Source organism: Streptomyces sp. URMC 126, from assembly GCF_051386555.1.
Taxonomy (GTDB): Bacteria; Actinomycetota; Actinomycetes; order Streptomycetales; family Streptomycetaceae; genus Streptomyces.
This window is the reverse complement of sequence record NZ_JBPQTX010000004.1, coordinates 1-25768: the sequence shown is the minus strand read 5'-3', so window position 1 is coordinate 25768 and position 25768 is coordinate 1. Positions and strand designations below refer to the sequence as shown.

Annotated in this window: 23 protein-coding genes; 10 read left to right on the top strand and 13 right to left on the bottom strand. The window is 71.5% G+C overall.

Annotation, left to right across the window (positions count from 1 at the left end):
* Positions 1–64: 64 nt before the first annotated feature.
* The 4 genes from ACSNOK_RS01235 (at position 65) to ACSNOK_RS01220 (ending at position 4902) form a co-directional block, all read left to right on the top strand.
* Positions 65–3190 (top strand): nitrate- and nitrite sensing domain-containing protein, encoded by a 3126-nt coding sequence (locus tag ACSNOK_RS01235; protein WP_436778632.1) that lies wholly within the window; start codon positions 65–67, stop codon positions 3188–3190.
* A gap of 10 nt (positions 3191–3200) precedes the next feature.
* On the top strand, positions 3201–3614 hold the full coding sequence (locus ACSNOK_RS01230; protein ID WP_436778671.1) for a roadblock/LC7 domain-containing protein: 414 nt from the start codon (positions 3201–3203) through the stop codon (positions 3612–3614).
* Positions 3615–3698: 84 nt separating this feature from the next.
* On the top strand, positions 3699–4340 hold the full coding sequence (locus ACSNOK_RS01225) for a DUF742 domain-containing protein (protein ID WP_436778631.1): 642 nt from the start codon (positions 3699–3701) through the stop codon (positions 4338–4340).
* The gene (locus tag ACSNOK_RS01220; protein WP_049717346.1) at positions 4321–4902 is read left to right on the top strand and encodes a GTP-binding protein; all 582 of its coding nucleotides are present in this window, start codon (positions 4321–4323) and stop codon (positions 4900–4902) included. Before ACSNOK_RS01225 ends, ACSNOK_RS01220 begins: the two co-directional genes overlap by 20 nt.
* Positions 4903–5138: 236 nt before the next feature.
* On the opposite strand, the gene dacB is transcribed toward ACSNOK_RS01220, so the two are convergent.
* Positions 5139–6605 (bottom strand): D-alanyl-D-alanine carboxypeptidase/D-alanyl-D-alanine endopeptidase, encoded by a 1467-nt coding sequence (gene dacB / locus ACSNOK_RS01215; RefSeq protein WP_436778630.1) that lies wholly within the window; start codon positions 6603–6605, stop codon positions 5139–5141.
* A gap of 86 nt (positions 6606–6691) precedes the next feature.
* On the opposite strand from dacB, the gene ACSNOK_RS01210 reads away from it, so the two are divergent.
* Positions 6692–7189 (top strand): inorganic diphosphatase, encoded by a 498-nt coding sequence (locus tag ACSNOK_RS01210; protein WP_004940362.1) that lies wholly within the window; start codon positions 6692–6694, stop codon positions 7187–7189.
* Between the two features lie 131 nt (positions 7190–7320).
* On the opposite strand, the gene ACSNOK_RS01205 is transcribed toward ACSNOK_RS01210, so the two are convergent.
* The gene (locus ACSNOK_RS01205) at positions 7321–8979 is read right to left on the bottom strand and encodes a threonine/serine ThrE exporter family protein (protein WP_436778629.1); all 1659 of its coding nucleotides are present in this window, start codon (positions 8977–8979) and stop codon (positions 7321–7323) included.
* A 177-nt stretch (positions 8980–9156) separates the two neighbouring features.
* Positions 9157–10491 carry a DedA family protein gene (locus tag ACSNOK_RS01200; RefSeq protein ID WP_436778628.1) on the bottom strand — a complete coding sequence of 445 codons (1335 nt, stop codon included), beginning with the start codon at positions 10489–10491 and terminating at the stop codon, positions 9157–9159.
* 303 nt (positions 10492–10794) lie between these two features.
* On the opposite strand from ACSNOK_RS01200, the gene ACSNOK_RS01195 reads away from it, so the two are divergent.
* The gene (locus ACSNOK_RS01195; RefSeq protein ID WP_436778627.1) at positions 10795–11163 is read left to right on the top strand and encodes a YbjQ family protein; all 369 of its coding nucleotides are present in this window, start codon (positions 10795–10797) and stop codon (positions 11161–11163) included.
* A gap of 51 nt (positions 11164–11214) precedes the next feature.
* Here ACSNOK_RS01195 and ACSNOK_RS01190 read toward each other — a convergent pair whose 3' ends face one another.
* Positions 11215–11973: a MerR family transcriptional regulator gene (locus tag ACSNOK_RS01190; protein WP_436778626.1), complete on the bottom strand. Its 759-nt coding sequence runs from the start codon at positions 11971–11973 to the stop codon at positions 11215–11217.
* Positions 11974–12126: 153 nt separating this feature from the next.
* Here ACSNOK_RS01190 and ACSNOK_RS01185 point away from each other — a divergent pair, with 153 nt between their 5' ends.
* The gene (locus ACSNOK_RS01185) at positions 12127–13542 is read left to right on the top strand and encodes a glutamate decarboxylase (RefSeq protein WP_436778625.1); all 1416 of its coding nucleotides are present in this window, start codon (positions 12127–12129) and stop codon (positions 13540–13542) included.
* Positions 13543–13708: 166 nt separating this feature from the next.
* Here ACSNOK_RS01185 and ACSNOK_RS01180 read toward each other — a convergent pair whose 3' ends face one another.
* The 3 genes from ACSNOK_RS01180 to ACSNOK_RS01170 all read right to left on the bottom strand — a co-directional run bounded on the left by ACSNOK_RS01180 (position 13709) and on the right by ACSNOK_RS01170 (position 16823).
* On the bottom strand, positions 13709–14260 hold the full coding sequence (locus ACSNOK_RS01180; RefSeq protein ID WP_436778624.1) for a DinB family protein: 552 nt from the start codon (positions 14258–14260) through the stop codon (positions 13709–13711).
* 151 nt (positions 14261–14411) lie between these two features.
* Complete coding sequence (locus ACSNOK_RS01175) at positions 14412–15878, bottom strand: aldehyde dehydrogenase family protein (RefSeq protein WP_436778623.1); 1467 nt, start codon at positions 15876–15878, stop codon at positions 14412–14414.
* 81 nt (positions 15879–15959) lie between these two features.
* Positions 15960–16823, bottom strand: a complete 864-nt coding sequence (locus tag ACSNOK_RS01170) for a helix-turn-helix domain-containing protein (RefSeq protein WP_436778622.1) — start codon at positions 16821–16823, stop codon at positions 15960–15962.
* Between the two features lie 317 nt (positions 16824–17140).
* Between ACSNOK_RS01170 and ACSNOK_RS01165 the strand changes: the two genes are divergently transcribed.
* Positions 17141–17629 carry an ATP-binding protein gene (locus ACSNOK_RS01165; RefSeq protein WP_436778621.1) on the top strand — a complete coding sequence of 163 codons (489 nt, stop codon included), beginning with the start codon at positions 17141–17143 and terminating at the stop codon, positions 17627–17629.
* 13 nt (positions 17630–17642) lie between these two features.
* On the opposite strand, the gene ACSNOK_RS01160 is transcribed toward ACSNOK_RS01165, so the two are convergent.
* The 3 genes from ACSNOK_RS01160 to ACSNOK_RS01150 all read right to left on the bottom strand — a co-directional run bounded on the left by ACSNOK_RS01160 (position 17643) and on the right by ACSNOK_RS01150 (position 19886).
* Entirely contained in the window at positions 17643–17882 is a 240-nt protein-coding gene (locus tag ACSNOK_RS01160; RefSeq protein ID WP_436778620.1) for a DUF397 domain-containing protein, read from the bottom strand.
* A 501-nt stretch (positions 17883–18383) separates the two neighbouring features.
* On the bottom strand, positions 18384–19268 hold the full coding sequence (locus tag ACSNOK_RS01155; protein ID WP_436778619.1) for an NAD(P)-dependent oxidoreductase: 885 nt from the start codon (positions 19266–19268) through the stop codon (positions 18384–18386).
* Between the two features lie 258 nt (positions 19269–19526).
* Positions 19527–19886: a ubiquitin carboxyl-terminal hydrolase 14 gene (locus ACSNOK_RS01150; protein ID WP_436778618.1), complete on the bottom strand. Its 360-nt coding sequence runs from the start codon at positions 19884–19886 to the stop codon at positions 19527–19529.
* A 315-nt stretch (positions 19887–20201) separates the two neighbouring features.
* Between ACSNOK_RS01150 and ACSNOK_RS01145 the strand changes: the two genes are divergently transcribed.
* A complete protein-coding gene (locus ACSNOK_RS01145) occupies positions 20202–21236 on the top strand; it encodes a rod shape-determining protein (protein ID WP_436778670.1) in 1035 nt (344 codons plus the stop codon).
* Between the two features lie 189 nt (positions 21237–21425).
* Complete coding sequence (locus ACSNOK_RS01140) at positions 21426–21881, top strand: tellurite resistance TerB family protein (RefSeq protein ID WP_436778617.1); 456 nt, start codon at positions 21426–21428, stop codon at positions 21879–21881.
* Positions 21882–21982: 101 nt separating this feature from the next.
* Here ACSNOK_RS01140 and ACSNOK_RS01135 read toward each other — a convergent pair whose 3' ends face one another.
* The 3 genes from ACSNOK_RS01135 to ACSNOK_RS01125 form a co-directional block, all read right to left on the bottom strand.
* Positions 21983–23101, bottom strand: a complete 1119-nt coding sequence (locus ACSNOK_RS01135; RefSeq protein WP_436778616.1) for a type III polyketide synthase — start codon at positions 23099–23101, stop codon at positions 21983–21985.
* Positions 23102–23112: 11 nt separating this feature from the next.
* A complete protein-coding gene (locus ACSNOK_RS01130; protein WP_436778615.1) occupies positions 23113–24321 on the bottom strand; it encodes a cytochrome P450 in 1209 nt (402 codons plus the stop codon).
* Between the two features lie 789 nt (positions 24322–25110).
* On the bottom strand, positions 25111–25383 hold the full coding sequence (locus tag ACSNOK_RS01125) for a DUF1876 domain-containing protein (RefSeq protein ID WP_436778614.1): 273 nt from the start codon (positions 25381–25383) through the stop codon (positions 25111–25113).
* Positions 25384–25768 lie beyond the last annotated feature (385 nt).

Below are 25768 nucleotides of genomic sequence, written 5' to 3'. Positions count from 1 at the left end.
GCCGTCGTGGCCCAGCCGAAAGACGGCACGACGACTGTGCCGACGCCGAGAGGTTGTTGGACGAGTGAGGCGAAGAAAGACCGGCACCGCGCAGCAGGCGAAAGACGCGCGGGGCAACTTCACACCGCCGTCGCAGGCCGCGGTGCCGCCCTCGGACGTTCCCCGGACCCCTGCCGCGCCCGCCGGCCGCGGCGGCCGGCTCTCCCCCCGCAACTGGCGGGTGGCCACCCGGCTGAACGCGATCCTCCTCATCCCGGTGCTGGTCGCGCTGGTCTTCGGTGGTCTCGGCATCAAGAACTCGGTCGACACCTGGACCGAGGCCGAGGACGCGGCCGACACCGCCCGTGTGGTGCGTGCCGCCGCCGACTACGCCCAGGCCGTCGTCGACGAGCGTGACAAGAGCGTCGTCCCCCTGCTGGCACAGCAGCGGGACGACGAGAACGTCAAGAAGGCCCGCGAGGCGACGGACGCCGCCGCCTCCGCCTTCGACGACGCCGTCCGCGGCATGCCCGACACCCCGAGCCTGCAGCGCCGGCTCGCGGCCGTCCGGGACGCGGAGAAGAAGCTGCCGCAGATCCGGAAGACCGCCTACGCGTCGGAGGCCGCGCGGACCGAGGACGCCTACGGCTCCATCCAGCGTCCGCTGATGGCCTTCACCAACGAACTCGGCCTGGGCACCGGCACCGTCACCTCGTACGGCCGCATGGTCTACGCCGTCTCGCTGGCCAAGGCCGCCGAGTCGCTGCAGCGCTCCATGGGCACGCACCTGCTGGCCAAGCCGGACATGCCCGCCAAGGACCGGCGGGCCCTGCTGACGTCCTTCTCCTCCTACAACTTCCTCGAGTACATCGCCCACGACGAGTACACGACGGGCGGCAGCCAGCAGGACATCGACCGGCTGAAGACCGCGTTCAAGGAGAAGGCGCAGGTCGAGCAGCAGAACAAGATGGCGCTCGCCATCATGTCCGGCGAGTCCCCGCAGAAGCTCAAGGCCCTGGGCGTCACTCCGGAGACCTGGTACACCACGGCCACCGGCAAGTTCGACGCCTACCGCTCCGTCGAGGCGTACCTCGCCGACCACGCGGTGGACGAGGCTTCGCAGGTCGCCTCGGACGCCCGCCGGGACGCCATCGTCAACGGGTCGATCATGATCGTGGCGCTGCTGGCCGCGTTCTTCGTCGCCGGGCGCATCGCCCGCTCGATGAGCCGCAGCATGCGCCGGCTGCGCGGTGCGGCCTTCGAGGTCGCCGAGCAGCGGCTGCCGGCCCTGGTCGACCAGCTCTCGCGCACCGAGCCGGGCCGGATCGACACCCGGGTGCAGCCCATCCCGATCGACACCAAGGACGAGATCGGCGAGGTCGCCCGCGCCTTCGACCAGGTGCACCGGGAGGCCGTCCGGCTCGCCGCCGAGCAGGCGATGCTCCGGGGCAACGTCAACGCGATCTTCACCAACCTCTCCCGGCGCAACCAGAGCCTGATCGAGGGCCAGCTGGAGCTCATCACCGGGCTGGAGAACAACGAGGCCGACCCGGACCAGCTGGAGAACCTCTTCCGGCTGGACCACCTGGCCACCCGTATGCGCCGCAACGGCGAGAACCTCCTCATCCTCGCGGGCGAGGAGCCCGGCCGCCGCTGGGACCAGCCGATCCCGCTGGTGGACGTGTTGCGCGCGGCCTCCTCCGAGGTGGAGGCGTACGAGCGCATCGAGCTGGACAACGTCTCGGAGGCCGAGATCCACGGCCTCGCCGTGACCGACCTCGTGCACCTGCTCGCCGAGCTGCTGGAGAACGCGACCACGTTCTCCTCCCCGCACACCAAGGTCCGCGTCAACGCCACCCGCCTGCCCGACGGCCGGGTGATGGTCGAGATCCACGACAAGGGCATCGGGCTCACCCCCGAGGACTTCGCGGACATCAACCACAAGCTGGCCAACCCGCCGACCGTGGACGCCACGGTGTCCCAGCGGATGGGTCTGTTCGTGGTCGGCCGGCTGGCCATGCGGCACGGCATCCGGGTCCAGCTGCGCCCCTCGGGCGAGCAGGCCGGCACCACCTCGCTGGTCATGCTCCCGGAGCCGATCACCCACGGTGGCGGCGGCGAGGACGAGCTGGCCGGTGACGACTTCACGGTCTCCCGGATCGTCCCCGAGCAGCAGGCCGGCGCGGTCGGGACGAACGGCGGTCTGCGGACCGCCGCGGAGCTGGGCTTCGACGACTCGCGCTACGAAGCGGGCGCGGCGGACGCGGCCGGCGCCCCGGTGCTCGACCCGCTCAACCGCTCGCGGCTGCGTGAGGAGCGGCGGGCCGCGCTGGAGGCGCACAACGCCGCGCAGTCCGGTGCCGACGGGCTCCCCCAGCAGGGCGCCCAGGACCCGCAGGGCTACGCGTCCGGGCAGCCGGGCACGGACTTGCCGGGTCAGCGGCTCTCGCCGCACGACACCCAGCAGACTCCGTTCGCCCCGCAGGCCACGGGTGAGCAGCCGTATACGGAAGCCGCCTACAGCGAGCAGGGCTTCACCGACCAGCAGACCTACGGCGACTTCAACGCCCCCGCCTACCAAGGCGAGTGGGCCGGATCGACTCCGGAGACCACTCCGTACCGGCACGAGTACGCGCCGGGTTACGGAGCGGAATCGGAATCTCAGCCGTCCGCTGACACGGCGCAGCCGGAGCGCGTAGAGTTCGACCGTCCGGGCCCCGCCTCGAGCGGCCCTCCCTCGCTGACCGGGTCCGGTCTGCCGCGCCGCGATCGGCAGTGGCAGCAGCCGGAGACGGGCGAGGAGGCCACGAGGGGCGGCGGAGAACCCGAGCAGTCCCAGCAGGACATCTCCCGGCCTCGGAACGAGGGGGACGCGTCCGCCGGGCAGTCGGCCAACGACGAGCGCTGGCACCGCGCCGAGCAGCTCCGGGTGCCGAAGGCGGGCGGAACGACTTCCTCCGGTCTCCCGCGCCGGGTGCCCAGGGCCAATCTGGTCGAGGGCAAGGCGGCGGAGACCTCCCAGGGCGGCCCGCAGATCTCCCGGGCACCCGAGGACGTCCGCGGCAGGCTCGCCAACCTGCGCCGCGGTGTCCAGCAGGGGCGCAGCGCGGGGACGGACTCCTCGGAGTTCCCCGCGATCACCGCGCAGGAGCAGCATCAGCAACACGACCAGGGCTTCGGCCCCGGCGGCACCTACGAGCAGGAGCGTTAGTGTGAGCCCGATGAGCCAGGCGGCGCAGAACCTGAACTGGTTGATCACCAGTTTCGTGGAGAACACCCCAGGGGTGTCCCACACCGTCGTGGTCTCCGCCGACGGACTCCTTCTGGCCATGTCCGAAGGGTTTCCGCGGGACCGCGCGGACCAGCTGGCGGCGGTGGCCTCCGGCCTGACCTCCCTGACCGCGGGTGCCTCGCGCATCTTCGAGGGCGGGCACGTCAACCAGACCGTGGTGGAGATGGAGCGCGGCTTCCTCTTCATCATGTCCATCTCCGACGGCTCCTCGCTGGCCGTGCTGGCGCACCCGGAGTGCGACATCGGCCTCGTCGGCTACGAGATGGCCCTGCTGGTCGACCGCGCGGGCAACGTCCTGACGCCCGACCTCCGCGCCGAACTGCAGGGGAGTCTTCTCAACTAGCAAAGAGGCAGTGCGTTTCGCGCCACCGCGCCTTAAGGTGCGGTGGCGCGACCAGCAGCAGACAGGAAAGTCGGAGGAGGAGCCGTGGCAACGCCCCCAGGCGGTTACCCGTATGGCAATGACCAGCAGGAGAACCCGCCGCTGAACCGCTTCAACTTCCCCTCCGCGCCCACCCCCAGGGACCGGTCGGAGGCCCATCAGCACCCCTCGCAGGTGCCGTACACCCCGCAGCACCAGGCGCCGCCGCCGAACGCGGTGCCCGGCGGCGGGTACGCTCCGCCCGGTCACGTCCCGACCGGCCATGTCCCGCCCCCGGCGGGGCAGGGCCACCGCCCGGGACAGGGGCCGCAGCACCGGCGTTCGGGATCGCCGTCGGGTGGCAAGCACAACCCGTTGGTCCGTCCCTACGCCATGACCGGCGGCCGGACCCGGCCGCGCTACCAGCTCGCCATCGAGGCGCTGGTGCACACCACGGCCCAGCCGGCCCAGCTTCAAGGGCAGTTGCCGGAACACCAGCGCATCTGCCACCTGTGCCGCGAGATCAAGTCGGTCGCCGAGATCTCCGCACTTCTGTCCATCCCGCTCGGCGTCGCCCGAATCCTGGTGGCCGATCTGGCCGAGGCCGGGCTCGTCGCCATTCATCAGCCCGGCGGCGACGCGTCCGCCGGCGGCCAGCCTGACGTGACACTGCTCGAAAGGGTGCTCAGTGGACTTCGGAACCTCTAGCGGCGAGGCAGCCCGCTCCACCACCAGCGCGAAGATCGTGGTGGCCGGTGGTTTCGGCGTGGGCAAGACCACGTTCGTCGGCGCGGTCTCGGAGATCAACCCGCTGCGCACCGAAGCCGTCATGACCTCCGCCTCGGCGGGCATCGACGACCTCACGCACGCGCCGGACAAGACCACGACGACCGTGGCGATGGACTTCGGCCGGATCACCCTGGACCAGGACCTGATCCTCTACCTGTTCGGTACGCCCGGACAGGACCGGTTCTGGTTCATGTGGGACGACCTCGTCCGCGGTGCCATCGGGGCGGTCGTCCTGGTGGACACGCGGCGTCTCGCCGACTGCTTCCCGGCTGTCGACTACTTCGAGAACAGCGGTCTGCCGTTCGTGATCGCCCTCAACGGCTTCGACGGGCACCAGCCCTATACGCCGGACGAGGTCCGTGAGGCGCTTCAGATCGGGCCGGACGCGCCGATCATCACGACTGACGCGCGGCATCGGAACGAGGCGAAGAGTGCGCTGATCACGCTGGTGGAGCACGCGCTGATGGCGCGCTTGCGGTAGGCGCCTGCGGCGGGCTGTGCCCCGGTCCCACCCCTTCGCCGATTCCTGGGGGCCAGCCCCCAGACCCCCGAAACCGCGCTCCGCGCGGTTGTCCTCAAACGCCGGACGGGCTGAGTGATGCGCTCGGGCGCACTATCCAGCCCGTCCGGCGTTTGAGGACGAGCGGCGAAGCCGCGATCAGCGGGGTTTGGGGCGCAGCCCCCGGGAAACGGCGAAAGGGCGGGACCGGGGCACCCTCACCGCGCAGCGGCCACCGCCGCCGCCAGCGCGTCCAAAGCCCGCTGGGCCCCCTCCGAATCCGACGTCGCGTCCGCCAGGAAGGCGAACGCCAGCAACCGCCCACTCCCCGTGACCGCCGTCCCGGCCAGCGCGTTCACCCCGGTGAGAGTGCCCGTCTTGGCCCGCACCACCCCCCGCCCACCGGCGACACGCTCCCGCAACGTCCCGCTGAAACCGGCCACCGGCAACCCCGTGAGCACCGAACGCAGCTCGGGCGACCCCCGCTCGCCGGCGCGGGCCAGAAGCCGGGCCAGGAGGTCGGCGGAGACCCGGTCCGCCCGGTCGAGGCCGCTGCCGTCGGCGAAGTGCGCGCCGGCCGTCGGCAGGCCGAGCCGGGCCAGCCGGGCGGCCACCGCCCGTCCCGCGCCCTCGAAGCTCGCCGGCTGCCCGTCGGCGAGGGCGGTCTGCCGGGCCAGCGCCTCGGCGATGTCGTTGTCGCTGTGGGTCAGGGCCCGCTCCACGAGGTCGGAGAGCGGGGCGGAGGAGACGACGGCCAGCCGCCGCGCACCGGCGGGCGAGCGGCCCTCGGCGGGCTCGCCCTCGACGCGTACGCCCCGCTCCCCCAGCAGGGCGGCGAACTTCCGTGCGGCGTCCCCGGCGGGGTCGGTCGTACGGTCCGCGGGGCCGTGGTCACTGTCGTCCAGCCGGCCCTCGTCCACCATGAGGGCGCTGACCGGTGCCAGGTTCTCGTTGGGGCCGATCGGGTGCGGTACGGGCCCGCTGTAGCGCGAGACGTCGTAGCGCAGCGCCGTGTGGTCGGTGCCGAGCGCCTTGAGCGCGCGGGCGGTGGCGTCGGCCAGGGCCGGCAGGCCGGCCTGCTCCCCGCCGGGAGCGGTGGGGCGGGCGGTGAGGGTGGGGTCGCCGCCGCCGACGAGGACGATGCCGTCGGCGCCGAGCGTCACCGAGGTCTCGATGCGGTGGTCCGGGCCGAGCGCCGAGAGCGCCGCGGCGGAAGTGGCGAGCTTGACGGTGGAGGCGGGCGTGACCGCCGTTCCCTCGCCGGCCCCGAACAGCCGGTCGCCGGTGGCCACGTCGACGACGGACGCCGAGACGCGGGAGCCCAGCGCCTCGTCGGCGAGCAGCGGCTCCAGCGCGGCGGCAAGGCCGGCCGCTCCCGCCGGGCTCCCCGGCCCGCCGGATCCCGCGGAGCCCGCGCCGGTCACCCCCGGCACACCGACGAGCACGGCCCCGGCCCGGGCGGACCCGTAGGGGGACCCCTCCGCGGACGCCGCCCGGTCGGCGGCTGCGGCGCGGACCCGTTCGGCCGTACGCTGTCCGCCGTCCCAGGGCCCCGCGGCCGCCACCGCGCCGGCCGCGGCCAGCAGCCCCACCACGGTGGAGGCCGCGACGAACCGCCCGGTAACGGACAGCGGGGGCAGGGCGCCGGGCCACCACCGGGCCTGCCGCCGGAAGCTCTCGGGCATGACGGACCAGCCCCTTTCGCCAGCACACACCTGCGTAGGGGACACTTAATCACCAGACGTATGTGTTGATCATGAAGGAGCCACTCGTGGAGTTCGACGTCACCATCGAGATTCCGAAGGGTTCGCGGAACAAGTACGAGGTGGACCACGAGACCGGTCGCATCCGTCTGGACCGCCGTCTCTTCACCTCCACCAGCTACCCCGCCGACTACGGCTTCGTCGAGAACACCCTCGGCGAGGACGGCGACCCGCTGGACGCCCTCGTCATCCTGGACGAGCCCACCTTCCCGGGCTGCCTCATCACCTGCCGCGCCATCGGCATGTTCCGTATGACGGACGAGGCGGGCGGCGACGACAAGCTGCTCTGCGTCCCGGCCAACGACCCGCGCGTCGAGCACCTGCGCGACATCCACCACGTGTCGGAGTTCGACCGCCTGGAGATCCAGCACTTCTTCGAGGTCTACAAGGACCTGGAGCCGGGCAAGTCGGTCGAGGGCGCCGAGTGGGTCGGCCGCGCGGAGGCCGAGGCCGAGATCGAGGCGTCCTACAAGCGCCTGGAGGCCGCGGGCGGCTCCCACCACTGATCCGTGGTGATCTGACGCGCCCGAACGGAACGCGCGGCTCCTGAGGGCCCCGGAGGGGCTCCTCGGAGGCCGCGCGTCCGCGTTTCCGGGGCCGGGTCGCGGGCCCGGGCGTCACCGGTGCCGCAGAAGACTCAGAAGCCGCGCGTCCGCTTCGCCGCGCGCCGGGACGCCGCCCCGCCCGGCACCACGATGAACATCCGGGCCATCTCCGACCCGAGATTCACCCCGATGGCGATGGCCAGCGCCAGGGCCGCCGCCTTGGTGAGGCTCGCCATGCCGGTGTCCAGCTCGTTCTGGGCGAAGTTCAGCAACGCGAAGTACACCGCGCTACCGGGCAGCAGCGGCCCGATCGCCGCCGTGACGTACGGCAGGGCGGACGTGTGCTGGTAGCGCGAGAACAACTGGCCGAAGAGGCCCACCAGCCCGGCGGCGATGGCCGTGGCGGGCACCGGGTCGAGGCCGCCGGTGTCGGCGAGCGCCCCGTAGACCACCCAGGCGACACCGCCGTTCAGCGTCGCGTACAGCACGGTGTGACGTTCCTGCTGGAGCAGCAGGGCGAACGAGAAGACCAGCAGCATCGCGGCGATGATCTGGATGACCGGCCGTTCCCGGTGCTGGAGGACCGCCTCCGGGTCGAGGGTCGTACCGCCCACCCGGACGCCGCCGTAAAGCACCATCATCACGCCGCAGACGATGCCGACGATCAGGTACATCACTTCCAGCAGCCGGGCCGAGGCGGTGATGTAGAAGCCGGTCAGGCCGTCCTGGACGCCCGCGACCAGCGCCCGCCCGGGAATCAGCGCGAACAGCCCACCCGTGATCACGGCGGACGCCTGGACGTGGACGTGATCCTGGACCGTGCTGAGCGCCACGCCCATCGCCGCGGGCGGCATCGCGGCCACCACGAACTGATAGAACTCCGGCAGCCCGCGCCCCGAGGCCAGCCACGCCAGGCGGTCGCCCAGCATCGCGCCGACGGCCGCAGCCAGGAACACCACCACCCCGCCGCCGACCAGCATGCTCGCCGCGCCGGCGAGCAGCCCGGCGGCCAGGGTCAGCGTCCAGCCGGGGTACGGGTGCCGGTTGCGGCGGATCTCGGCGAGGCCGCGGTACGCCTCCTCCAGCGTGAGCCCGTGGGACGTGATGTCGTGGACGAGCCGGAAGACGGCCGAGAGGCGGGTGTAGTCCGTGCCGCGTCTGCGCACCGTGCGGCTGGCCGTGACCGGATCGTCCACGAGGGACGGCTGATAGCTGACGGACAGCAGGGTGAACGTCACGTTCGGCTCGCACCGGTGCAGCCCGTAGGCGTGCGCGACGCCGTACATCGCCGCCTCGACGTCCTCGGCGCCCTCGCCGCCCGCGAGCAGCAGCTCGCCGATGCGCAGGGTCAGGTCGAGCACGCGGGGGACGGCCGGACCGGTGTCCTCTTCCTCCTTGACCGCGCGCTCGGGCAGCGGCCGCTCGCCGACCGGCATCCGGACCATGGTCCGCATCCGGTCCTGCCAGGGCGCGTCCTTGGTGAGGCTGACGAGGGGGGTGCCGAGCGGCGGGGTGATCTCCGGGTACGAGAGGGAGGCGGGCCGGCTGAAGGCCGAGCCCTCCGGACGCCGGTCCTCCGGCTCCGCCACGCCCTCCGGGACGGCGAACTCCGACGTCGGGTGCTCGTCCTCCGGCGGCGGCGGGACGGGCACCCCGAGGGGCGGCGTGAACGCGCTGCGCGCCTCGTCGCTCTGCGGTTTGCGGTCCTCGCCGGGATCCGGTGGGCCGCCGCCCCGCTGCCGATCAGCCACCACGCGCTCCTCCACGCCTCCTGCCCAGGTCAACCATGCCCGATCAGGAGTACGAGTGCCCAGTGGGGGTGGCGGGACGCGTGTGAACTCAGATGGCCTGGTGGGTGAGGCAATCCTCGCCGGTGGACGAATGAGCGGACGGGCGGGAGGGGACGGGGTGAGGCGGCGGGACGGGCGTCAGCGGCGCGCGTGCCGTCCGCGCGGGCCGCCCTGGTGCGGATCCTGCGGGTCCTGGGGGTCGTGCGGGCCGTGCGGGCCGTGCGGGTTCTGTGCGTCCTGCGGGGGCTGGGGGTACGGGGTGTATCCGAGGTCCCCCGCGGGCTGCGGCTGGAACGGGTACGGGGGCTGATGCGGCTGCTGCCCGTAGTGAGACTGCTGCGGGTACGGAGGTTGCTGCGGCTGATGCGGCTGATGCGCGGCCTGGGGGTATCCAGGTGCGTAGGGGGCGTTCTGGAGGTGCTGCTGGGGGTGCTGGGGGCTCTGCGCGGCCTGCGGCACCTGCGGCACCTGCGAAGTCGGCGCGTAGGGGTACTGACCGGCCTGCGGAGGTTGGGGATGCTGCGGAGGCTGCGGCTGCCCGTCCGGCCGCGGGTACGGGGCGCCCTGCGGCGGCTGGGCGGTCGGCGGCCGGTGCGGATCACGGACGTCGTCCGGCACCGATCCCCGCACCGGCCCCGGCTGCGGCTGCGGCGCCGCCCCCGGCCCCTGTCCCGGCTGCGGCTGGGGCGCGGGCCGCTGCTTCCCGGACTGCCGCTTCCCGGGCTGCTGCTCGGTCTGCCGCAGCGGATACGGCTGCACGTCCTGGTAGTGCGGCGGGACCTCGGTGTACTGGCGGGGCGGCTGCGGCCCGCTGGGCACCCCGCCGGCGTCCGGCGCCGGTCCTGCCTTGCGGGACTTGGAGCGGGCCCGCAGGAACTCGATCGCGACCGGCACGACCGAGATCAGCACGATCGCGACCAGCATCATCTCGATGTTGGTCCGCACGAATTCGATCTTGCCGAGCACCGCACCCAGCAGCGTCACCCCGGCGCCCCACAGGGTGCCGCCGACGATGTTGAAGATCAGGAAGGAGCGGTAGTTCATCCGGCTCACGCCGGCGATGATCGGCGTGAAGGTCCGGATGATCGGTACGAACCGGGCCAGGACCAGCGATTTCGGACCGTACTTCTCGAAGAACTCGTGCGCCTTCTCGACGTTCTCCTGTTTGAAGAGCTTGGAATCCGGCCGCCGGAAGAGGGCGGGACCCACCTTCCGCCCGAAGAGGTAGCCCGCCTGGTCGCCGAGGACCGCCGCCAGCACGACCATGGCGCACACCGCCCACAGGGGGTAGTCGTCCAGCTTGCCGGTGGTCACCAGCAGACCCGTGGTGAAGAGCAGCGAGTCGCCCGGGAGGAAGAAACCGATCAGCAGGCCGGACTCGGCGAAGACGATCGCCAACACACCGAGCAGGCCGAACTGGCCGATCAGGTAGTCCGCGTCCAGCCACTGGGGGCCGAGCGCGAGTGTGGTCACGGGGGTCACGGTGACAGGCTCCTGGGTCGAGGGCGCAGGCTCGTGCGAGGCCCGGGCACAGGCGGGGGGAGAAGGCGTGCCGCTCAACGGTAGCAACGCGACCGGTACTCCCCCGGTTCCAGGCGCCTCCGTCCGCACCCCCGCTCACCGCCCGCGCTCGCCCCTCCCGGCCCGCGCCCCCGCCGCTCTCCCGGCCACTCCCCGTGCGTCACCCGGTCGGGGCAACTGGAAGGCGCCGGGGTGCGTCCCGCTCCTCAGGCGGAAGAATTTCCGTACGGACCGAACGGACGAAGGTGGGCTGGGATGGGGATCGACGAGTTTGGCGGCGGTCAGCACGAGCAGGCGGATGTGCTCGTGGTCACGACGAACGACGTGCCCGGCTACCGGGTGGAGCGCGTCATCGGCGAGGTCTTCGGCCTCACCGTGCGGTCCCGGCACGTCGGCAGCCAGATCGGCGCCGGCCTGAAGTCGCTGATCGGCGGCGAGCTCAAAGGGCTCACCAAGACTCTCGTCCAGACCCGCAACCAGGCGATGGAGCGCCTGGTCGAGCAGGCCAGGGCCCGGGGCGCCAACGCGGTGCTGATGTTCCGCTTCGACGTCACCGAGGCGGCGGACGTCGGTACCGAGGTGTGCGCGTACGGGACGGCGGTGGTGATCGCACCGCATTCGTGACGTACCGGACGGAGGCGGGCGCGGTACGAAGCCGCTCCCGCCCCCGTTCTCTCAGGCCCCGCGGACGGCGTTGGCGAGGATCGCGTCCCTGAGGAAGACCGCCAGCCCCGGCCGGATCGCCTCGTACGCCGCCGTGAACCGCTCGTCCGCGACGTACATCTCCGCCAGCCCGGTGTGGACCTCGTAGGAGCAGGCGTAGAAGTACCGGCTGATCAACTGCCGGTGCTCCTCCGCGAGGTCCATGGCGGGCTCGGACTCCGGGGAGGCGCCCTCGGCGGCCAGGGCGGCGATCCGGGCGTTGAGGGCGTCCGTCTCGCCCTTGATGCGCAGCCAGTCCTCCTTGCCGTACGCGGCGGTCCTGCGCTGTGACTCGCGGTAGGGGTCGCCGCCGCCCCAGCGCCGTTCCGCCTCCGCCGCGTGCGCGTCGGGGTCGAAGTCCCCGAAGACCTCGAACCTCTCCTCGGGGGTCAGCCTGATGCCCATCTTCCGTGCCTCCATGGCGTGCTCCACGGCGGCGGCCATCTTCCGGAGCCGGGCGATCCGCTCGGTGAGCAGCCCGTACTGGCGCCGCAGGTGCGCCATCGGGTCGGTGCCCGGGTCGTCCAGGAGTTCCGCCACCTCGTCGAGCGGGAACCCGAGCTCCCGGTAGAACAGGATCCGCTGCAACCGGTCGAGATCGGCGTCCTCGTACCGCCGGTGCCCCGCGTGGCTGCGCCCGCTCGGCACGAGCAGCCCGATCTCGTCGTAGTGGTGCAGTGTCCGCTTGGTCACGCCGGCGACGGCGGCGACCTGTCCCACGCTGTAACTCACGTCCGCGCTCCTTCTTCCGTCCCGCTCCACGGTGCGGGGTCACGTGGCGTGACGTGCAAGTCGAGGGCGAGGTACGGGCGGAAAAACTCCTCCGCATCCCTTCCTCTCCCCCGTCCGAGCGTGGCGCGGGCCGGCGGGTGGTACGTCTCCGGCATGGCACTCCACCAGGGCGGACACGAGCGCGCGCCGCGGCGCGGCCACTCCCTCAACCCCTTCTACGGCGAGGCCGACCCCGTCGCGGACATGGTGCTGGAGCCGCCGCGCCACCGGCTGCCCGACCGGCCGATGCCCCCGCACGCCGCCTACCAGCTCGTCCACGACGAGCTGATGCTGGACGGCAACGCGCGGCTCAATCTGGCCACCTTCGTCACCACCTGGATGGAACCGCAGGCCGGGGTGCTGATGAGCGAGTGCCGGGACAAGAACATGATCGACAAGGACGAGTACCCGCGGACCGCCGAGCTGGAGCGGCGGTGCGTGGCGATGCTCGCCGACCTGTGGCACGCGCCGGACCCGACGGCCGCCGTCGGCTGTTCGACGACCGGGTCGAGCGAGGCGTGCATGCTCGCCGGGCTGGCGTTCAAGCGGCGCTGGGCGCTGCGCAACGCGGACCGCTATCCGTCGGCGGAGGCCCGGCCGAATCTGGTGATGGGGGCGAACGTCCAGGTCTGCTGGGAGAAGTTCTGCGCCTACTGGGAGGTGGAGGCGCGGCAGGTGCCGATGGAGGGGGACCGGTTCCACCTCGACCCGGAGGCGGCGGCGGCCCTCTGCGACGAGAACACCATCGGCGTCGTCACCGTGCTGGGATCCACCTTCGACGGATCGTACGAGCCGGTGGCGGAGGTCTGCGCGGCCCTGGACGCGCTGCGGGAGCGGACGGGGCTGGACGTGCCGGTGCACGTGGACGGCGCCTCCGGCGCGATGATCGCGCCGTTCCTGGACGAGGAGCTGGTCTGGGACTTCCGGCTGCCGCGCGTGGCGTCGATCAACACCTCGGGGCACAAGTACGGGCTGGTGTACCCGGGCGTGGGCTGGGCGCTGTGGCGGGACGGGGCGGCGCTGCCGGAGGAGCTGGTGTTCCGGGTGAACTACCTCGGCGGGGACATGCCCACCTTCGCGCTGAACTTCTCCCGGCCGGGCGCCCAGGTGGCCGCGCAGTACTACACGTTCCTGCGGCTGGGCCGGGACGGCTACCGCGCCGTGCAGCGCAACGCCCGGGACGTCGCCCGTTCGCTCGCCGGGCGCATCGGGGAGCTCGGCGACTTCCGGCTGCTGACGCGCGGGGACGAGCTGCCGGTGTTCGCCTTCACGACGGCCGAGGGCGTGTCGGGGTTCGACGTCTTCGACGTGTCGCGGCGGATGCGGGAGAAGGGATGGCTGGTTCCCGCCTACACCTTCCCGCCGAACCGGGAGGACCTGTCGGTGCTGCGGGTCGTGTGCCGGAACGGTTTCTCGATGGATCTGGCCGATCTGTTCCTGGGCGATCTGACGGCGCTGCTGCCGGAGTTGCGGCGGCAGCCCGCGCCGCTCGGGAGGCCGCAGGAGGCGGCCACGGCGTTCCACCACTGAGGACGGCGGGTCACCGCTGAGGGCGGCGGGTCACCGCTGAGGGCGGCGGGTCACCGCTGAGGGCGGCGGGCCCACCCCCGTTCCGGCGGTGCCGCCCGGTCCGGTGTCCCGGGTCCGGGTCGGGCGGCGTGCTCGGGCAGGGGTGGGCGAGGGCTCCGGGCGGCTGTCAGCCGGCCTGCTTCTGCTCCTCCTCGACCAGTTCGAACGCGGTTTTGCCGTCGATCGACTCGCGGATGATGTCCGCGTGGCCCGCGTGCCGGGCGACTTCCTCGATCAGGTGGACCAGCAGCCAGCGCATCGACACCCGGGAGCCCTTGGGGAACCAGGGGGCGTCCGGCAGGGCGAAGGTGTCCTCCAGCGAGGGCACGGCGCGGATGAATCGTTCCACCGCGGCGGCCGTCTCCTCCCAGCGGGCGAGGAGCGCGGGGACGGTCTCGCGCTCCTCCGGGCGCCAGCCCGCCTCGAACTGCTTCATCGCCTCGTCGAAGCTGATGTCGGGGACATCGCCGCCGGCGAGTGTCAGCCAGTTGCTCTCCGCCTGGTCGACGTGCTTGAGCAGGCCGGCCAGCGACATCTCGCTGACGCTCGGCCGGGACAGGGCCTGCTCGGCCGTCAGGCCGAGGAGCGCGCGGCGGATGCCGCCGCGCTGGGCCTCCAGGAAGGCGAGGAGGGTGCCGCGCTCGTCACTGACGTCCTTTTCCACCACATGAGTAGGCATGGTTCGCCGTTCCTTCCGTCGCTTCTCTCACTGCCTGCTGACGAAGCAACAGTAGGCCCCCAGTAGGTCAGGAAGTGACCTACTGGGGCCACCGGTTCGGGCGCGAACCGCGGCGAACACGAACGGACCGGAGGGGCCGGGCCGGAAAGGATCAGAACGGGAAGGTGCTGCGCCCATGCTGTACGGAGATCCACTTGGTGGTCGTGAAGGCGTCCACCATGGCATCGCCGTTGAGCCGTCCGAGGCCCGAGTGCTTCTCGCCGCCGAACGGCACGATCGCCTCGTCGTGCACGGTGCCGTCGTTGACGTGCATCATCCCGGTGTCCACCCGCTTGGCGAAGCGGACGCCCCGCTCGGCGTCGCCCGTGTGGACGGCGCCGCTCAGCCCGTAGGGCGTGGCGTTGGCGATCCGCAGGGCCTCCTCCTCGCCCGAGAACGGGATGATCAGCGCGACCGGCCCGAAGATCTCCTGGCGGAGGACGGGGGAGCCCTCGGGGAGGTCGGTGAGGACGCTCGGTTCCACGAGGGTGCCCACCGTCCGGCCGCGGACGAGGGCGGTCGCCCCTTCCGCGACGGTCTGGTCCACGAGGGAGGTGATCGCCTCCGCCTGACCGGAGTTGATCAGCGGGCCGATGTGCGTGGCGGGGTCGGCCGGGTCGCCGACCTTGAGGGCCTTCACTCTCGCCACGAACTTCTCGGTGAACTCGTCCACCAGGGACCGGTCCACGAGCACCCGGTTCGCGGCCATGCAGACCTGCCCCTGGTGGATGAACCGGCTGAAGACCGCCGCGTCCACCGCGTAGTCGACGTCCGCGTCGTCGAGGACCACCAGGGCGCTGTTACCGCCCAGTTCGAGCACCACCCGCTTGAAGTGACCGGCGGCGACGGTCGCCACATGCCGGCCGACCTTGTCGGAGCCGGTGAACGACAGCACCTTGGGCACCGGGTGCTCGATGAGCGCGTCCCCGATCTCCGCGATGTCCGTCACCAGCACGTTGAGCACACCGGGCGGCAGCCCCGCGTCCTCCAGCACCTTGGCGAGCAGCCCGCCGCCGCAGACGGGTGTGTTCTGGTGCGGCTTGAGCACCACCGCGTTGCCCAGCGCCAGGGCGGGCGCCACGGACTTCAGCGACAGCAGGAACGGGAAGTTGAACGGGCTGATCACCCCGACCACCCCGACCGGCACCCGGTAGAGCCGGTTCTCGCGGGTGTCGTCCGGCGAGGGCAGGATGCGGCCCTCGGGCCGCAGGGCGAGCTGGACGGCGTCCCGGAGGAACTCGCGCGCCAAGTGGAGCTCGAAGCCGGCCTTGAGCGCCGTCCCACCGCACTCGGCCATGATCACCGCGCTGAGCTCGTCCTCGTGATCGTCGATGATCCGCAGGGCGCGCTCGAAGACCAGCCGGCGGGTGTACGGGTTGGTGTCCCCCCAGGCCGCCTGGGCCCGCTCGGCCGCCCGGTACGCCTCATCGACCTCGTCCACGCCGGCCACCGTGATGGAGGCGAGCTTCTCCCCGTCGTACGGGTTGAAGTCGACGATGTCCCACGAGCCGGTACCGGGCCGCCACCGGCCGTCGATGTACTGGCACGCGAGATCCTTGAACGCGGAGGAGTACGACATGCGTCATCCCTGTCTGCCGGAGCCCGGCCGACCGGCCGGACTGGTCCAGACGTGCTGATTGGGCGTCATCGTACTGATGCGCTAGGCGAGTTGAAGCAGCCGGTGCATGAGGTCGCGCGTCCCGGACGGGGAGAGGCTGTCCGCCCGCAGCCGGCCCATCACGCGCTCGTACTGGTCGACCTCGTCCCTCTTGTCCAGGTAGAGCGCGCCCGTGAGGTGCTCCAGGTACACCACGTCCGGAAGATCCGACTCGGGGAAGCGGAGCACGGTGAACGCCCCGCTCTCCCCGGCGTGACCACCGTGCCGGAAGGGCATCACCTGGAGGGTCACGTTCGGCTGTTCGGAGAGGTCGATGAGGTGCTGGAGCTGCCCGCGCATCACGTCCGCGTCACCGTACGGGCGGTGCAGCGCGGCCTCGTCGAGGACGGCGTGGAAGTGCGGCGCCCGCTCGGAGAACAGCAGCTTCTGCCGCTCCATGCGCAGCGACACCCGGCGTTCCACCTCGGCGGCGTCGGCCTTCGGCTGGCCCCGGACCACTACGGCGTGCGCGTAGCCCTCGGTCTGGAGCAGGCCGTGCACGAACTGCACCTCGTAGATCCCGATGTGCGAGGCGGCGCCCTCCAGGCCGACGTAGGTCTGGAACCAGCTGGGCAGCACGTCGCCGTAGCTGTGCCACCAGCCGGTGACATTGGCCTCCCGGGCGAGGCCCAGCAGCGCCTCCCGTTCACTCTCCCGCGTGATGCCGTACAGGGTGAGCAGGTCCTCCACGTCCCGCGTCTTGAAGCTCACCCGGCCGAGCTCCATGCGGCTGATCTTCGACTCGGACGCGCGGATCGAGTACCCGGCCGCCTCGCGGGTGATACCCCGGGACTCGCGCAACTTCCTCAGCTGGGAGCCGAGGAGTATGCGGCGTACCACGGAACCGCTCGACTCGCTCGTGGTCATCTCGTCGACCCTTCCTTCCGGTCTGGTCCGGCCTGCCTGTCCGCCGTTCCGCTCACCCTTCCGAGGGTGACCCCCGCTGCCCCCGGCGCCGAAGTCTGCCACCCCGGGGCTCCGTTGTGTGCACACCCGGTTACGGATACCGGCCATCGGCGGGCTTCCCGCCTCCGGCGGCGTAGGAATAATTGCTCACCAATCCTCGTGTGCGCCCCCAAATCCCCCACGTGCACGTGCATCTGCCCTTGCATCCGCTCTGCGCATTGGGAACGATGGACCTCGCACACGTGCACGTCACGTCCACGATTGCAGGAGTGCCTCGGATGGGTACCGAAGGATCGACTGTGCTCTCCCCCGCCTGGCGGGGACTGCCCCGTTTCGACTCATCCGCGGTGTCGAACTCCGCTTCCTGCGCACTTCCACCGCGCTTCGAAGCCGTCCGTACCGCTCGGCGCTTCACCGGAACCACCCTGTCCCATTGGGGAGTTCAGCACATTTTCGACAGCGTGGCGCTGGTGGTCTCCGAACTGGTGACCAATTCCCTGCGCTACGCCATACCGACCGGCCGTGTCGACGGAGGGTATGAACCCCCTGTACGCCTGCATCTGATGCGGTGGACGACGCGGCTGGTATGCGCGGTACGCGATCCGAGCGAGGAGGGGCCGCTCGCGGGGGAGGCGGCCCCCGGCGACGAGCACGGGCGCGGACTGCTGCTGGTGGAGTCGTTCAGCGACGCCTGGGGCTGGCACCCCCTGGCGGGCGCGCTCCACGGCAAGGTCGTCTGGGCGCTGTTCCGGCTGCCGCGCGAATAGCCGCATTTCGCGGTCACTCGCCCACCAGGTAGTCGAATTCACCGTCCTTGACGCCCAAGAGCATGGCCTCGATCTCCGCGGGGGTGTAGATGAGAGCGGGGCCATCCGGGTGGCGGGAGTTGCGAACGGCGACCCCGCCACCCGGCAACTTGGCGAACTCCACACAGGAGCCCTGTGAGTTGGAGTGCCGGCTCTTCCGCCAGACGGCTCCGTCGATGCCCGATGCAACCATGCCGTTGTAGACGTGTGGCACTGGAGTCTCCCGGATCGCCGCAGGGGGCATCCCCATTCGTCTACGGGGATGGCAACTTCTTCGGATCATAGCCGCGGTTCACATTCCCCGGCACGAGCAGATGCACGTGCACTGAGGGTGGCGCCGCCACTACGACGCGGCGCCGATTTCCCACACCCATTTCCGCTTGCCCGGGACAATTGCCGCTGTCGCGGCGGTCATTGACGCAAATCCTCCGCATAGCACGCGGAAGGCCGGGAGACGGTACCGCGTCCGGTCACCGCCTTTACGGCACTTCGCCCCCGGGACGTCCTTTTGCGGCGCCGCCCGCCCCTCCCGTATCGCGAACGCACTCCGGTCCCTTCCCGGTCGCATTCACGGGACCGCGGCGGAAGCCTTTCGGAACGGGCCGGAGCGGCCGGGCCGTGAAAGCGGGTGGAGGCGTACGGAGAGCGGGCGCCGTAGGCCGGAGCGCGCCGCGCGGCCCGTCGTCGCGGGGGTGCGCACCGGGGCGGACGGGCGTCACCGGTCGGCGTCGCGCCGGATGTAGTCGATCAGCCGGGCGTAACCGTCGGCGCCGTGACCGTCCGCCACCGCGCGTCCGGCCAGCCCGAGGAACGTCTCCGGAAGGCCGGATTCCACCCCTCGCAGCTCGCCCGCGTGCGCCAACAGCCCCATCAGCATCAGGTGCAGGTCCAGGGGGAACTCCCCGTCCCGGTACTCCCCCGCGTCGATCCGCCGGGCGTACTCGTCCATCAGCCGCCCGGCGGTCGTCATCCAGCGGCTCGCGACCGCCGTGTAGGCCGTCGCCGACACCCCGCCGCCCGGCCCGTCCGCGCCGACGAGCGCGACGCCCTGCAGCCAGCCGGTCAGCGTGGCCCACAACTGGCCCAGCAGCGCGACGTCGTGGACGGCGGGGAGGGCCGGGTCGTCCCCCAGATACACGGGGTCGCCGAGGGCGGCCAGGACGTCGCGGTGCGCGTCGAAGACGATCCGCGGGCCACCGTAGAGGTGGAGGGTGTCCGGCCGGCCGACGCCGGACGGCGTCGCCAGGACCGCGCCGTCGAGGTAACGGACGCCCCGCTTCCCGGCCCGGTCGGCGGCCTCCCGGGCATGCACCGGCGAGCCGGAGGTGAGGTTGACCACCGTCCGCCCGGCGAGCTCCTCGGCACACGGCGACAGGACCTCGCGCACGACGTCGTACGTCTTCAGGCAGACGACGACGAGCGGGCTCGCGCCGACGGCCGCCCCCGGCGAGGCGGCCTCCGCCGCGCCCCTCGCGACGAGCGGCAGCGCCTTGCCGCGCGTACGGTTCCAGACCGTCGTCGAGCGCCCGGCGGCCAGGAACGCGCCGGCCAGCGCGGCGCCCATCGCCCCCAGACCGACCACGCTCACCTCGGTGTCCATGACCCGCCCCCCGTCCCCGGACGCCCACCCGCGCGTCCGCCGTGGTGCCCGATTGTCGAAGGCGGGGCTTGCGCCCGCAATGGCGCGTCCCGGCCATTTGTCCGGTTCGCGCCGCAGTGGACGCGGCGAGGATCGTGGGTACTATGTGAAAATGGTTTTCAACAGTGGTGGGAGTGCCGCGCCGCGGGACCGTTCCCTGATCCGTGACCTGGCGGTGGTCCGCTGCCTGTGCCGGCGCGCCCTTCTGAAGGCCGTCACCTACGACGGGAGGAGCAGCAGCTCGTCCGCGTAGCACCAGGCCCAGTCCTCACCCGGCTCGATGGAGCGGGCGAGGTCGTGACCGGGCGTGCCGTGCGCGTGGGCGCTCGCGTGCCGGTGCGGCGAGCTGTCGCAGCAGCCCACATGGCCGCAGACCAGGCACTCCCGCAGGTGCACCCAGGTACTCCCGATGCGCAGGCACTCCTCGCAGCCTTCGGTGGTGCTCGGCGTCACCGGGCGGACCTGGTCCAGGTGGCCACAGGCGCGGTCGGCGGGGCGGCCCTCGACGTCGGCGGCGACCTGCCACGCCGCCGGCCGGCGCCCCGCGCCCGGTCCGGGTTCCTTCTTCGATGCGCTCATGCTCCGAGCGTAGGCCGGAGGAGGACCGGGCGCGCGTCGGCCGGAGGCCGGCCTGATGACGGCGAATCCGCAGGTCAACGGCGTTGTCAGACCCCCCTGGCAGACTTCTTCGCACCGGGTCCGCGGAGGTGGGTGACGGGGGTGTTCACCTCCGCGTGCCCCGGTGCGCCCGCCCGCCGGTGCCTGCCCTCCTCGGGTTCCTCCGAGTGGCGCAGTCCGGCGGGCGGGGCGTCCCGCCGCACCGCACGATGACCGCAAGGGCCGCCGTTCGGCGGTCCCGCGCCACCGCACCGCCGCCGGGGAGATGAACCCGTGATGACCCTCAGCCTCGCCCAGCTGAGCCGCTGCACCATCGCCTTCGACCTCGGCGCGTCCCGCACACGCGTCTACGCCCGTGACACCGGCCTCATCGTCGACGAACCGAGCATCGCCGCGGTCAACACCAGGACGGGCTCGCTCATCGCCGTCGGCGCCCTCGCCGAGGGCATGGCGGGCCGGACGCCGGCCCACATCCGCGTCGTCCGCCCGGTCTCCGGGGGCACGGTCGTCGACATCGACATGGCCCAGCGCATGCTCCGCCACCTGATCGGCGACAAGGTGCGCCGCGCCTGGCGGCGCAAGCCGCTGCTGCGGGCCGCGGTCTGCCTGCCGCACGACGCCGAGCCGATCGCCCAGCGCGCCGCGGTGGAAACGCTGACCGGGCTGGGCGCCCGCCGGGTCGAGCTGGTGGACACGCTCGTCGCGGCCGCCGTCGGCTGCGGACTTCCGGTCGAGCTGCCCGAGGCGACGATGATCATCGTCTGCGGGGCGGCCTCCACCCAGGTGGCCGTGCTCTCCCTGGGTGCGATCGTGGCGGCCGAGAAGGTGCAGGTCGGCGGGGACGCCATCGACTACGCGATCGTCCAGCACCTGCGCGGGGAACACCAGTTGATGCTCCCCACCCAGGGCCTGTACCCGCTGCACATGGCCCTTCGCGCGGACCGGATGGGCGGCGGCACCGAGACCGAGGTCCGCGGCCGTGACGTGGCGACGGGCCTCTCCCGGACCGTCCTGGTGAGCACCGCGCATGTGCGGGAGGCCGTCCGTACCCCGCTCACGGTCGTCCTGGACGCCATAGGGCGCGTGCTGCGGGACTGCCCGCCGGACTTGGTGGCCGACCTGGGGACGCGCGGCGTGATGCTCGCCGGCGGCAGCGCGCTGATGCCGGGGCTGGACACGATGATCGAGGAGGCGACGGGGATGACCGTGCACATCGCGGCCAACCCGGACCACTGCTCGGTGCTGGGGCTGGGGGCGATGATGGAGGGGAAGGTCAAACCGATGGTGCTGGACCCGCTGGCGGCCGGCTGACGGTTGGTGACGGCTCGTCGATACGAGACGAGACGAGCCGCGGCGGCGGGGGCGGGGCGGGGGCCTTGGGCGATCGTCACCCCTGCCTCTGTGGGGATGCCCCTGTCGGACCGCCCCTGGGGGAACTTCTACGCGTTCCGGGCAGTTCTGCCAGTGCTACCCCCGTTTTCACAAGGAGATATACGCACAATGGCGCTCTGGGACCGGCTCAAGGAATCGGCCACGACGATGCAGGGCCAGCTGGTCGCGAAGAAGAACGACCTCAAGAGCGGCGCCTTCCGCGACGCGAGCATGGCGATGTGCGCCCTGGTGGCGGCGGCCGACGGCTCGGTGGACGCTTCGGAGCGGCAGCGGGTCGCCTCGCTGATCGCCACCAACGAGGTGCTGCAGAACTTCCCGGCGGACGACCTGCACGCGAAGTTCACGGACTACTGCCAGAAGCTGGCCGTCGACTTCGATTTCGGCAAGGTCAGCCTCCTCCAGACCATCGGCAAGGTCCAGAAGAAGCCCACCGAGGCGCGTGCCGTCATCCAGATCGGCATCGTCATCGGCGGCGCGGACGGTGACTTCGACAAGGAGGAGCAGGCCGTCGTGCGGGAGGCGTGCTTCGCGCTGGGTATCGCGCCCGCCGAGTTCGACCTGTAGGCGTTCCGCCGACAGGCCCTGATCTGACGGGACTTCGGGCGCTCAGGCAGCGAGGAGCGCGGGCCACCGAGAGGGAAGGTGACCCGCGCTCCCGCGTCCGCTCAGGCCGGCGCTGTCACGGAAGAGTTCCGGTCGGCGGACGTCTTCCGGGTGCGGTGGCCGTTGCCGGCGACCGCGCCCGACCATGTGCCCAGGGCGATCTCGGCGGTGATGCCGGGCCCGAAGCCGGCGATCACCCCGCGGGCCGCGTGCTCGGCGCCGCCGTCCTGGAACAGCCGCTCCAGCGCGTCGAAGACCACCGCGCTGGCGATGTTGCCCCGCTCCACGAGCGTCTGCCGGCTGTAGCGGAACATCGACTGCTCCAGCCGCAGATACTTGCCGAGGTCGTCGAGGATGCGCGGACCGCCCGCGTGCACGATGTAGAAGTCCAGGTCGGAGACGTCCCACTCGTGCGGCTCGGCCATCTCCCGCATCGCCGGCGCCAGCATCGCCATCGTGCCGGGCACCCGTTTGTCCAGGATGAAGTGGAACCCGGTGTCCTTCACCCCGTAAGAGATCCACTCCTCGGTGTCGGGCACCAGATGCGACCCGTTGCGTTCCAGCTTCACTCCCGTACCGCCGTCCCCGCGCACCACGGCGCAGGCGATGGCGTCGCCGAACAGGCCGTTGGAGAGCAGGTTGCCGACGCCCAGGTCGGTGGGCTGGTAGAGCAGGGAGCAGAACTCACAGGCCACGATGAGCACATTGGCCCCGGGATAGGCGCTGCAGAAGTCGTGGGAGCGGTTGATCGCCGCCCCTCCCGCCGCACAACCGAGCTGGGCGATGGGGAGTTGACGGGTCTCGTTGCGGAAACCCATGGTGTTGATGAGCCAGGCGGTCATCGAGGGCATCATGAAGCCCGTACAGGACACGTACACGATCATGTCGATGTCCTGGACGGTCAGTTCCGCGTGCTCCAGCGCCCGGTTCACCACGTCGGGCACCCGGGCCTTGGCCTCCGCCTCGTAGAGGTTGTTCCGGGCGGTGAAGCCGGGATGCTTGAGGGTGGCCTCGATCGGCTGCACCAGGTGCCGGGTCTGGACCCCGGTGTTGCCGATGAGGCGCAGCGCCAGCTCCAGCTGCGGATGGTCCGCGTGCAGGGTGCGCGCCAGTTCCAGGGTCTCTTCCCTGGTGATGATGTGCTCGGGAACGGCGATGGCCGGTCTGCACAGAGTCGCCATGGTCGGCCTCCTCACCAGGCGACCGGCAGGGTGAGCGGGTAACGCCAGATCGACACGGTGTTCCACTGCACCTCCTCCGCCGGTACGGCCAAGCGCAGTTCGGGGAAACGGTTGATGAGCGTGCCGATGGCGATCTGGAGCTCCATCCGGGCCAGGTGGGCTCCGAGGCAGTGGTGCGAGCCGTGGCCGAAGGTCATGTGCGGCGCCGGGTCGTCCCGGTCGAAGTCGAGCTCGTCCGCCCGTTCGTAGACCGATCCGTCGCGGTTGGCGCACAGGTACGAGACGTGGACGACATCCCCGGCCGGGATCGTCACACCGTTGAACGTGACGTCCTCCAGCGCCACCCTGGGGATGCCGACGCCCTGCCGGAACGGGATGTACCGCAGCAGCTCCTCCAGGGCCCGCGGGAGGATCTCGGGCCGCTCGCGCAGCTGGGCCAGGTGCTTCGGGTGGGTCAGCAGCGTGTAGATGATGTTGCAGATCTCGTAGGTGCTGGTGTCGTGTCCGGTGACGAGCAGGAGCATGCCCATGACGGCGAGCTCCTTCTCGTCCAGCATCTCGTCGCCCACACGCGCCGTGGCGAGGGAGCTCAGCAGGTCGTTGCCGGGGTTGCGGCGCCGCTCGGACGTCAGCCCGGCGAAGTACCGGCGGAGGCCGGCCTTGGCCTCGGCCGCCGCTTCCTTGTCCGCGGGCTTCATGGACATCATGGCCATGGCCCAGGCGCGCAGCTGCGGCCGGTCCTCCATGGGGACCGCCAGCAGCTCGCAGATGGTCATCAGCGGCAGCTTGCCCGCCAGGTGGTGGGCCACGTCGGCGGGTGACCCCTCGTCCTCCATGGCGTCCAGCAGCTTGTCGACGAGCTGCTGCGTCTTCGGCCGCAACTCCTCCACCTGCTTGTTGCTGAACCCGGTGGTCACCAGGCGGCGGAGCCTGCTCAGCGCCGGCGGGTCCATGAGGTTGATCGCCTCCGACTGGGCGATCGGCGCCGGTGTGATGCGCGGAAAGTCCTTCCCGATCAGCGCGGCCCGGCTGAAGCGTCGGTCCTGGGTGACCGTACGCACGTCCTCGTAGCGCGTCACCAGCCAGCACTCGCCCTCGCCGTACGGCATGCGGACCTTGGCGACCGGGGCCTCGGTGCGCATCCGCTCCATGAACGGGTCAGGTTCCAGCGCTTCATCGTGACGGAAGGGACACGTCCGTTCGGATTCCTCAGTGGTCATGCGAAGCACTCCCCATACCCAAGGGCACGGCCTTGGTGGCGCGCCGATATCTACAGACCGATTCCGCAGGGGCAAGCACGCCACACCTATACCCGGATGATTCACTCAATTTGTGGACTTACCCGTGTAAATGAAACAGGTCTCTGTCGAACACACCAGAGGTGTTCACCCAAGTAGGTGAACCCTGTCGGGAGCGTCCCGGGGGTATGCCGGGGGCGCACGGAGCGGTACGACGCGCCCCGTACTGGGCGGGGTGCGCGGCTCGCTCGGGGCATGGGGAGAGCGGGGTCGCCGGAGCGGTGTGTCTCCGTCTGTGTCTGCGTCTGCGTCTGGGAGGACGCCGTCGGGGTCCGGTCACCTGAGCCGGCAGGAGCCGCGGACGGAACTCGGCGCGAACCACACCAATCCGTCGTAGCTGGTGAGGGCCTTGGTGCCGGTGGTGGAAGCGCCGGTGTGAGTGGGTGATGGCAGACGGGGACCTGGCCGGTGGCGGGGGCTGTTTCCGGGCACTTGGGGCGGCGGCGTTCCGCGGGTCCAGCGTGCGCGAAGCGGCCGGGCGGGAAGGTGGCGACGGCCTGACGTCAGGGCGCGGCGACGCGGAGCCGTGTCCGTGCCGACGGGAAAAGGCCGAGCGGCAGGCAAAGCGACGGCCGGAAAAACGATCCGCTTACCGCCCGCTTTCTCTTCCGGCCGGAAGAAGTGTTTTCCTTTCCGGCCGGAAGCCCGTGCCCGTCGCGGCGGGGACCGCCGTGGAACGGACGGCATGGTGACCGCGTCACGGCATGATGCTCAGACCGTGAGCCCCCGGACCGGCTTGTGAGTGTGGCGCTCGATATCCGTGGCGGCCGTGTTCAGCAACTGGTGGGACAACGACGACATGGCGCGGGCCACGGCGAGCTCGTCACCGATTTCCGGGACGTTCCGGTCGGCGGGATTGCAGCGCGCCACGCCCTCCCCGACCATCGTCCCGGCGGCGGCTCCGCTCAGTCGCGCCTCCGCGTTCACGGTCTCGGCGTTCTCCTTGATGCTGATCTGTACGTTCCAGCTCTTCATGCCGGTCATGGCAACACCCTCTTCCAGCCCTTCAGCATGAACACATCCGGAAAACACCCCCGATCACCATCGTCACACCACGGCTGACCGGTTGCACGCGGGCAGCGGGCCGGGCTCGTCCGCCGTCCACGTCACTCCACCCGCGGGCCACCGCCGCCTGTCCCCGGGCGGCGGAAAGGGATCACCGTCCCCGAGCTCCGGGCGGTCCTCTCGCGGGGAGCCCCCGCGTCGGGCCGTGGCCGCCGCGGGCTCGCCCGGCGTACCGGCCCCTGGCGGGCGCGGGCGGCCCCTCGGACGGGCACGGACGCGACCCCGCCGCGCAGGGCCACGAGGCCACCGCGGTCGAGGCCAGCTCGGCTCCGGCCGAGGTCCGGGTCGGGGTGGGGGCTGGGGC

Excerpts from the sequence above, each read along its gene's own strand:
- ACSNOK_RS01165 (WP_436778621.1), top strand. The coding sequence starts at position 17,141 with ATGGGTACCGAAGGATCGACTGTGCTCTCCCCCGCCTGGCGGGGACTG.
- ACSNOK_RS01125 (WP_436778614.1), bottom strand. The coding sequence starts at position 25,383 with ATGACCGGCATGAAGAGCTGGAACGTACAGATCAGCATCAAGGAGAAC.
- ACSNOK_RS01150 (WP_436778618.1), bottom strand. The coding sequence starts at position 19,886 with ATGAGCGCATCGAAGAAGGAACCCGGACCGGGCGCGGGGCGCCGGCCG.
- ACSNOK_RS01145 (WP_436778670.1), top strand. The coding sequence starts at position 20,202 with ATGACCCTCAGCCTCGCCCAGCTGAGCCGCTGCACCATCGCCTTCGAC.
- ACSNOK_RS01130 (WP_436778615.1), bottom strand. The coding sequence starts at position 24,321 with ATGACCACTGAGGAATCCGAACGGACGTGTCCCTTCCGTCACGATGAA.
- ACSNOK_RS01185 (WP_436778625.1), top strand. The coding sequence starts at position 12,127 with ATGGCACTCCACCAGGGCGGACACGAGCGCGCGCCGCGGCGCGGCCAC.
- ACSNOK_RS01230 (WP_436778671.1), top strand. The coding sequence starts at position 3,201 with ATGAGCCAGGCGGCGCAGAACCTGAACTGGTTGATCACCAGTTTCGTG.
- ACSNOK_RS01140 (WP_436778617.1), top strand. The coding sequence starts at position 21,426 with ATGGCGCTCTGGGACCGGCTCAAGGAATCGGCCACGACGATGCAGGGC.
- ACSNOK_RS01135 (WP_436778616.1), bottom strand. The coding sequence starts at position 23,101 with ATGGCGACTCTGTGCAGACCGGCCATCGCCGTTCCCGAGCACATCATC.
- ACSNOK_RS01155 (WP_436778619.1), bottom strand. The coding sequence starts at position 19,268 with ATGGACACCGAGGTGAGCGTGGTCGGTCTGGGGGCGATGGGCGCCGCG.
- ACSNOK_RS01180 (WP_436778624.1), bottom strand. The coding sequence starts at position 14,260 with ATGCCTACTCATGTGGTGGAAAAGGACGTCAGTGACGAGCGCGGCACC.
- ACSNOK_RS01175 (WP_436778623.1), bottom strand. The coding sequence starts at position 15,878 with ATGTCGTACTCCTCCGCGTTCAAGGATCTCGCGTGCCAGTACATCGAC.
- dacB (WP_436778630.1), bottom strand. The coding sequence starts at position 6,605 with ATGCCCGAGAGCTTCCGGCGGCAGGCCCGGTGGTGGCCCGGCGCCCTG.
- ACSNOK_RS01195 (WP_436778627.1), top strand. The coding sequence starts at position 10,795 with ATGGGGATCGACGAGTTTGGCGGCGGTCAGCACGAGCAGGCGGATGTG.
- ACSNOK_RS01170 (WP_436778622.1), bottom strand. The coding sequence starts at position 16,823 with ATGACCACGAGCGAGTCGAGCGGTTCCGTGGTACGCCGCATACTCCTC.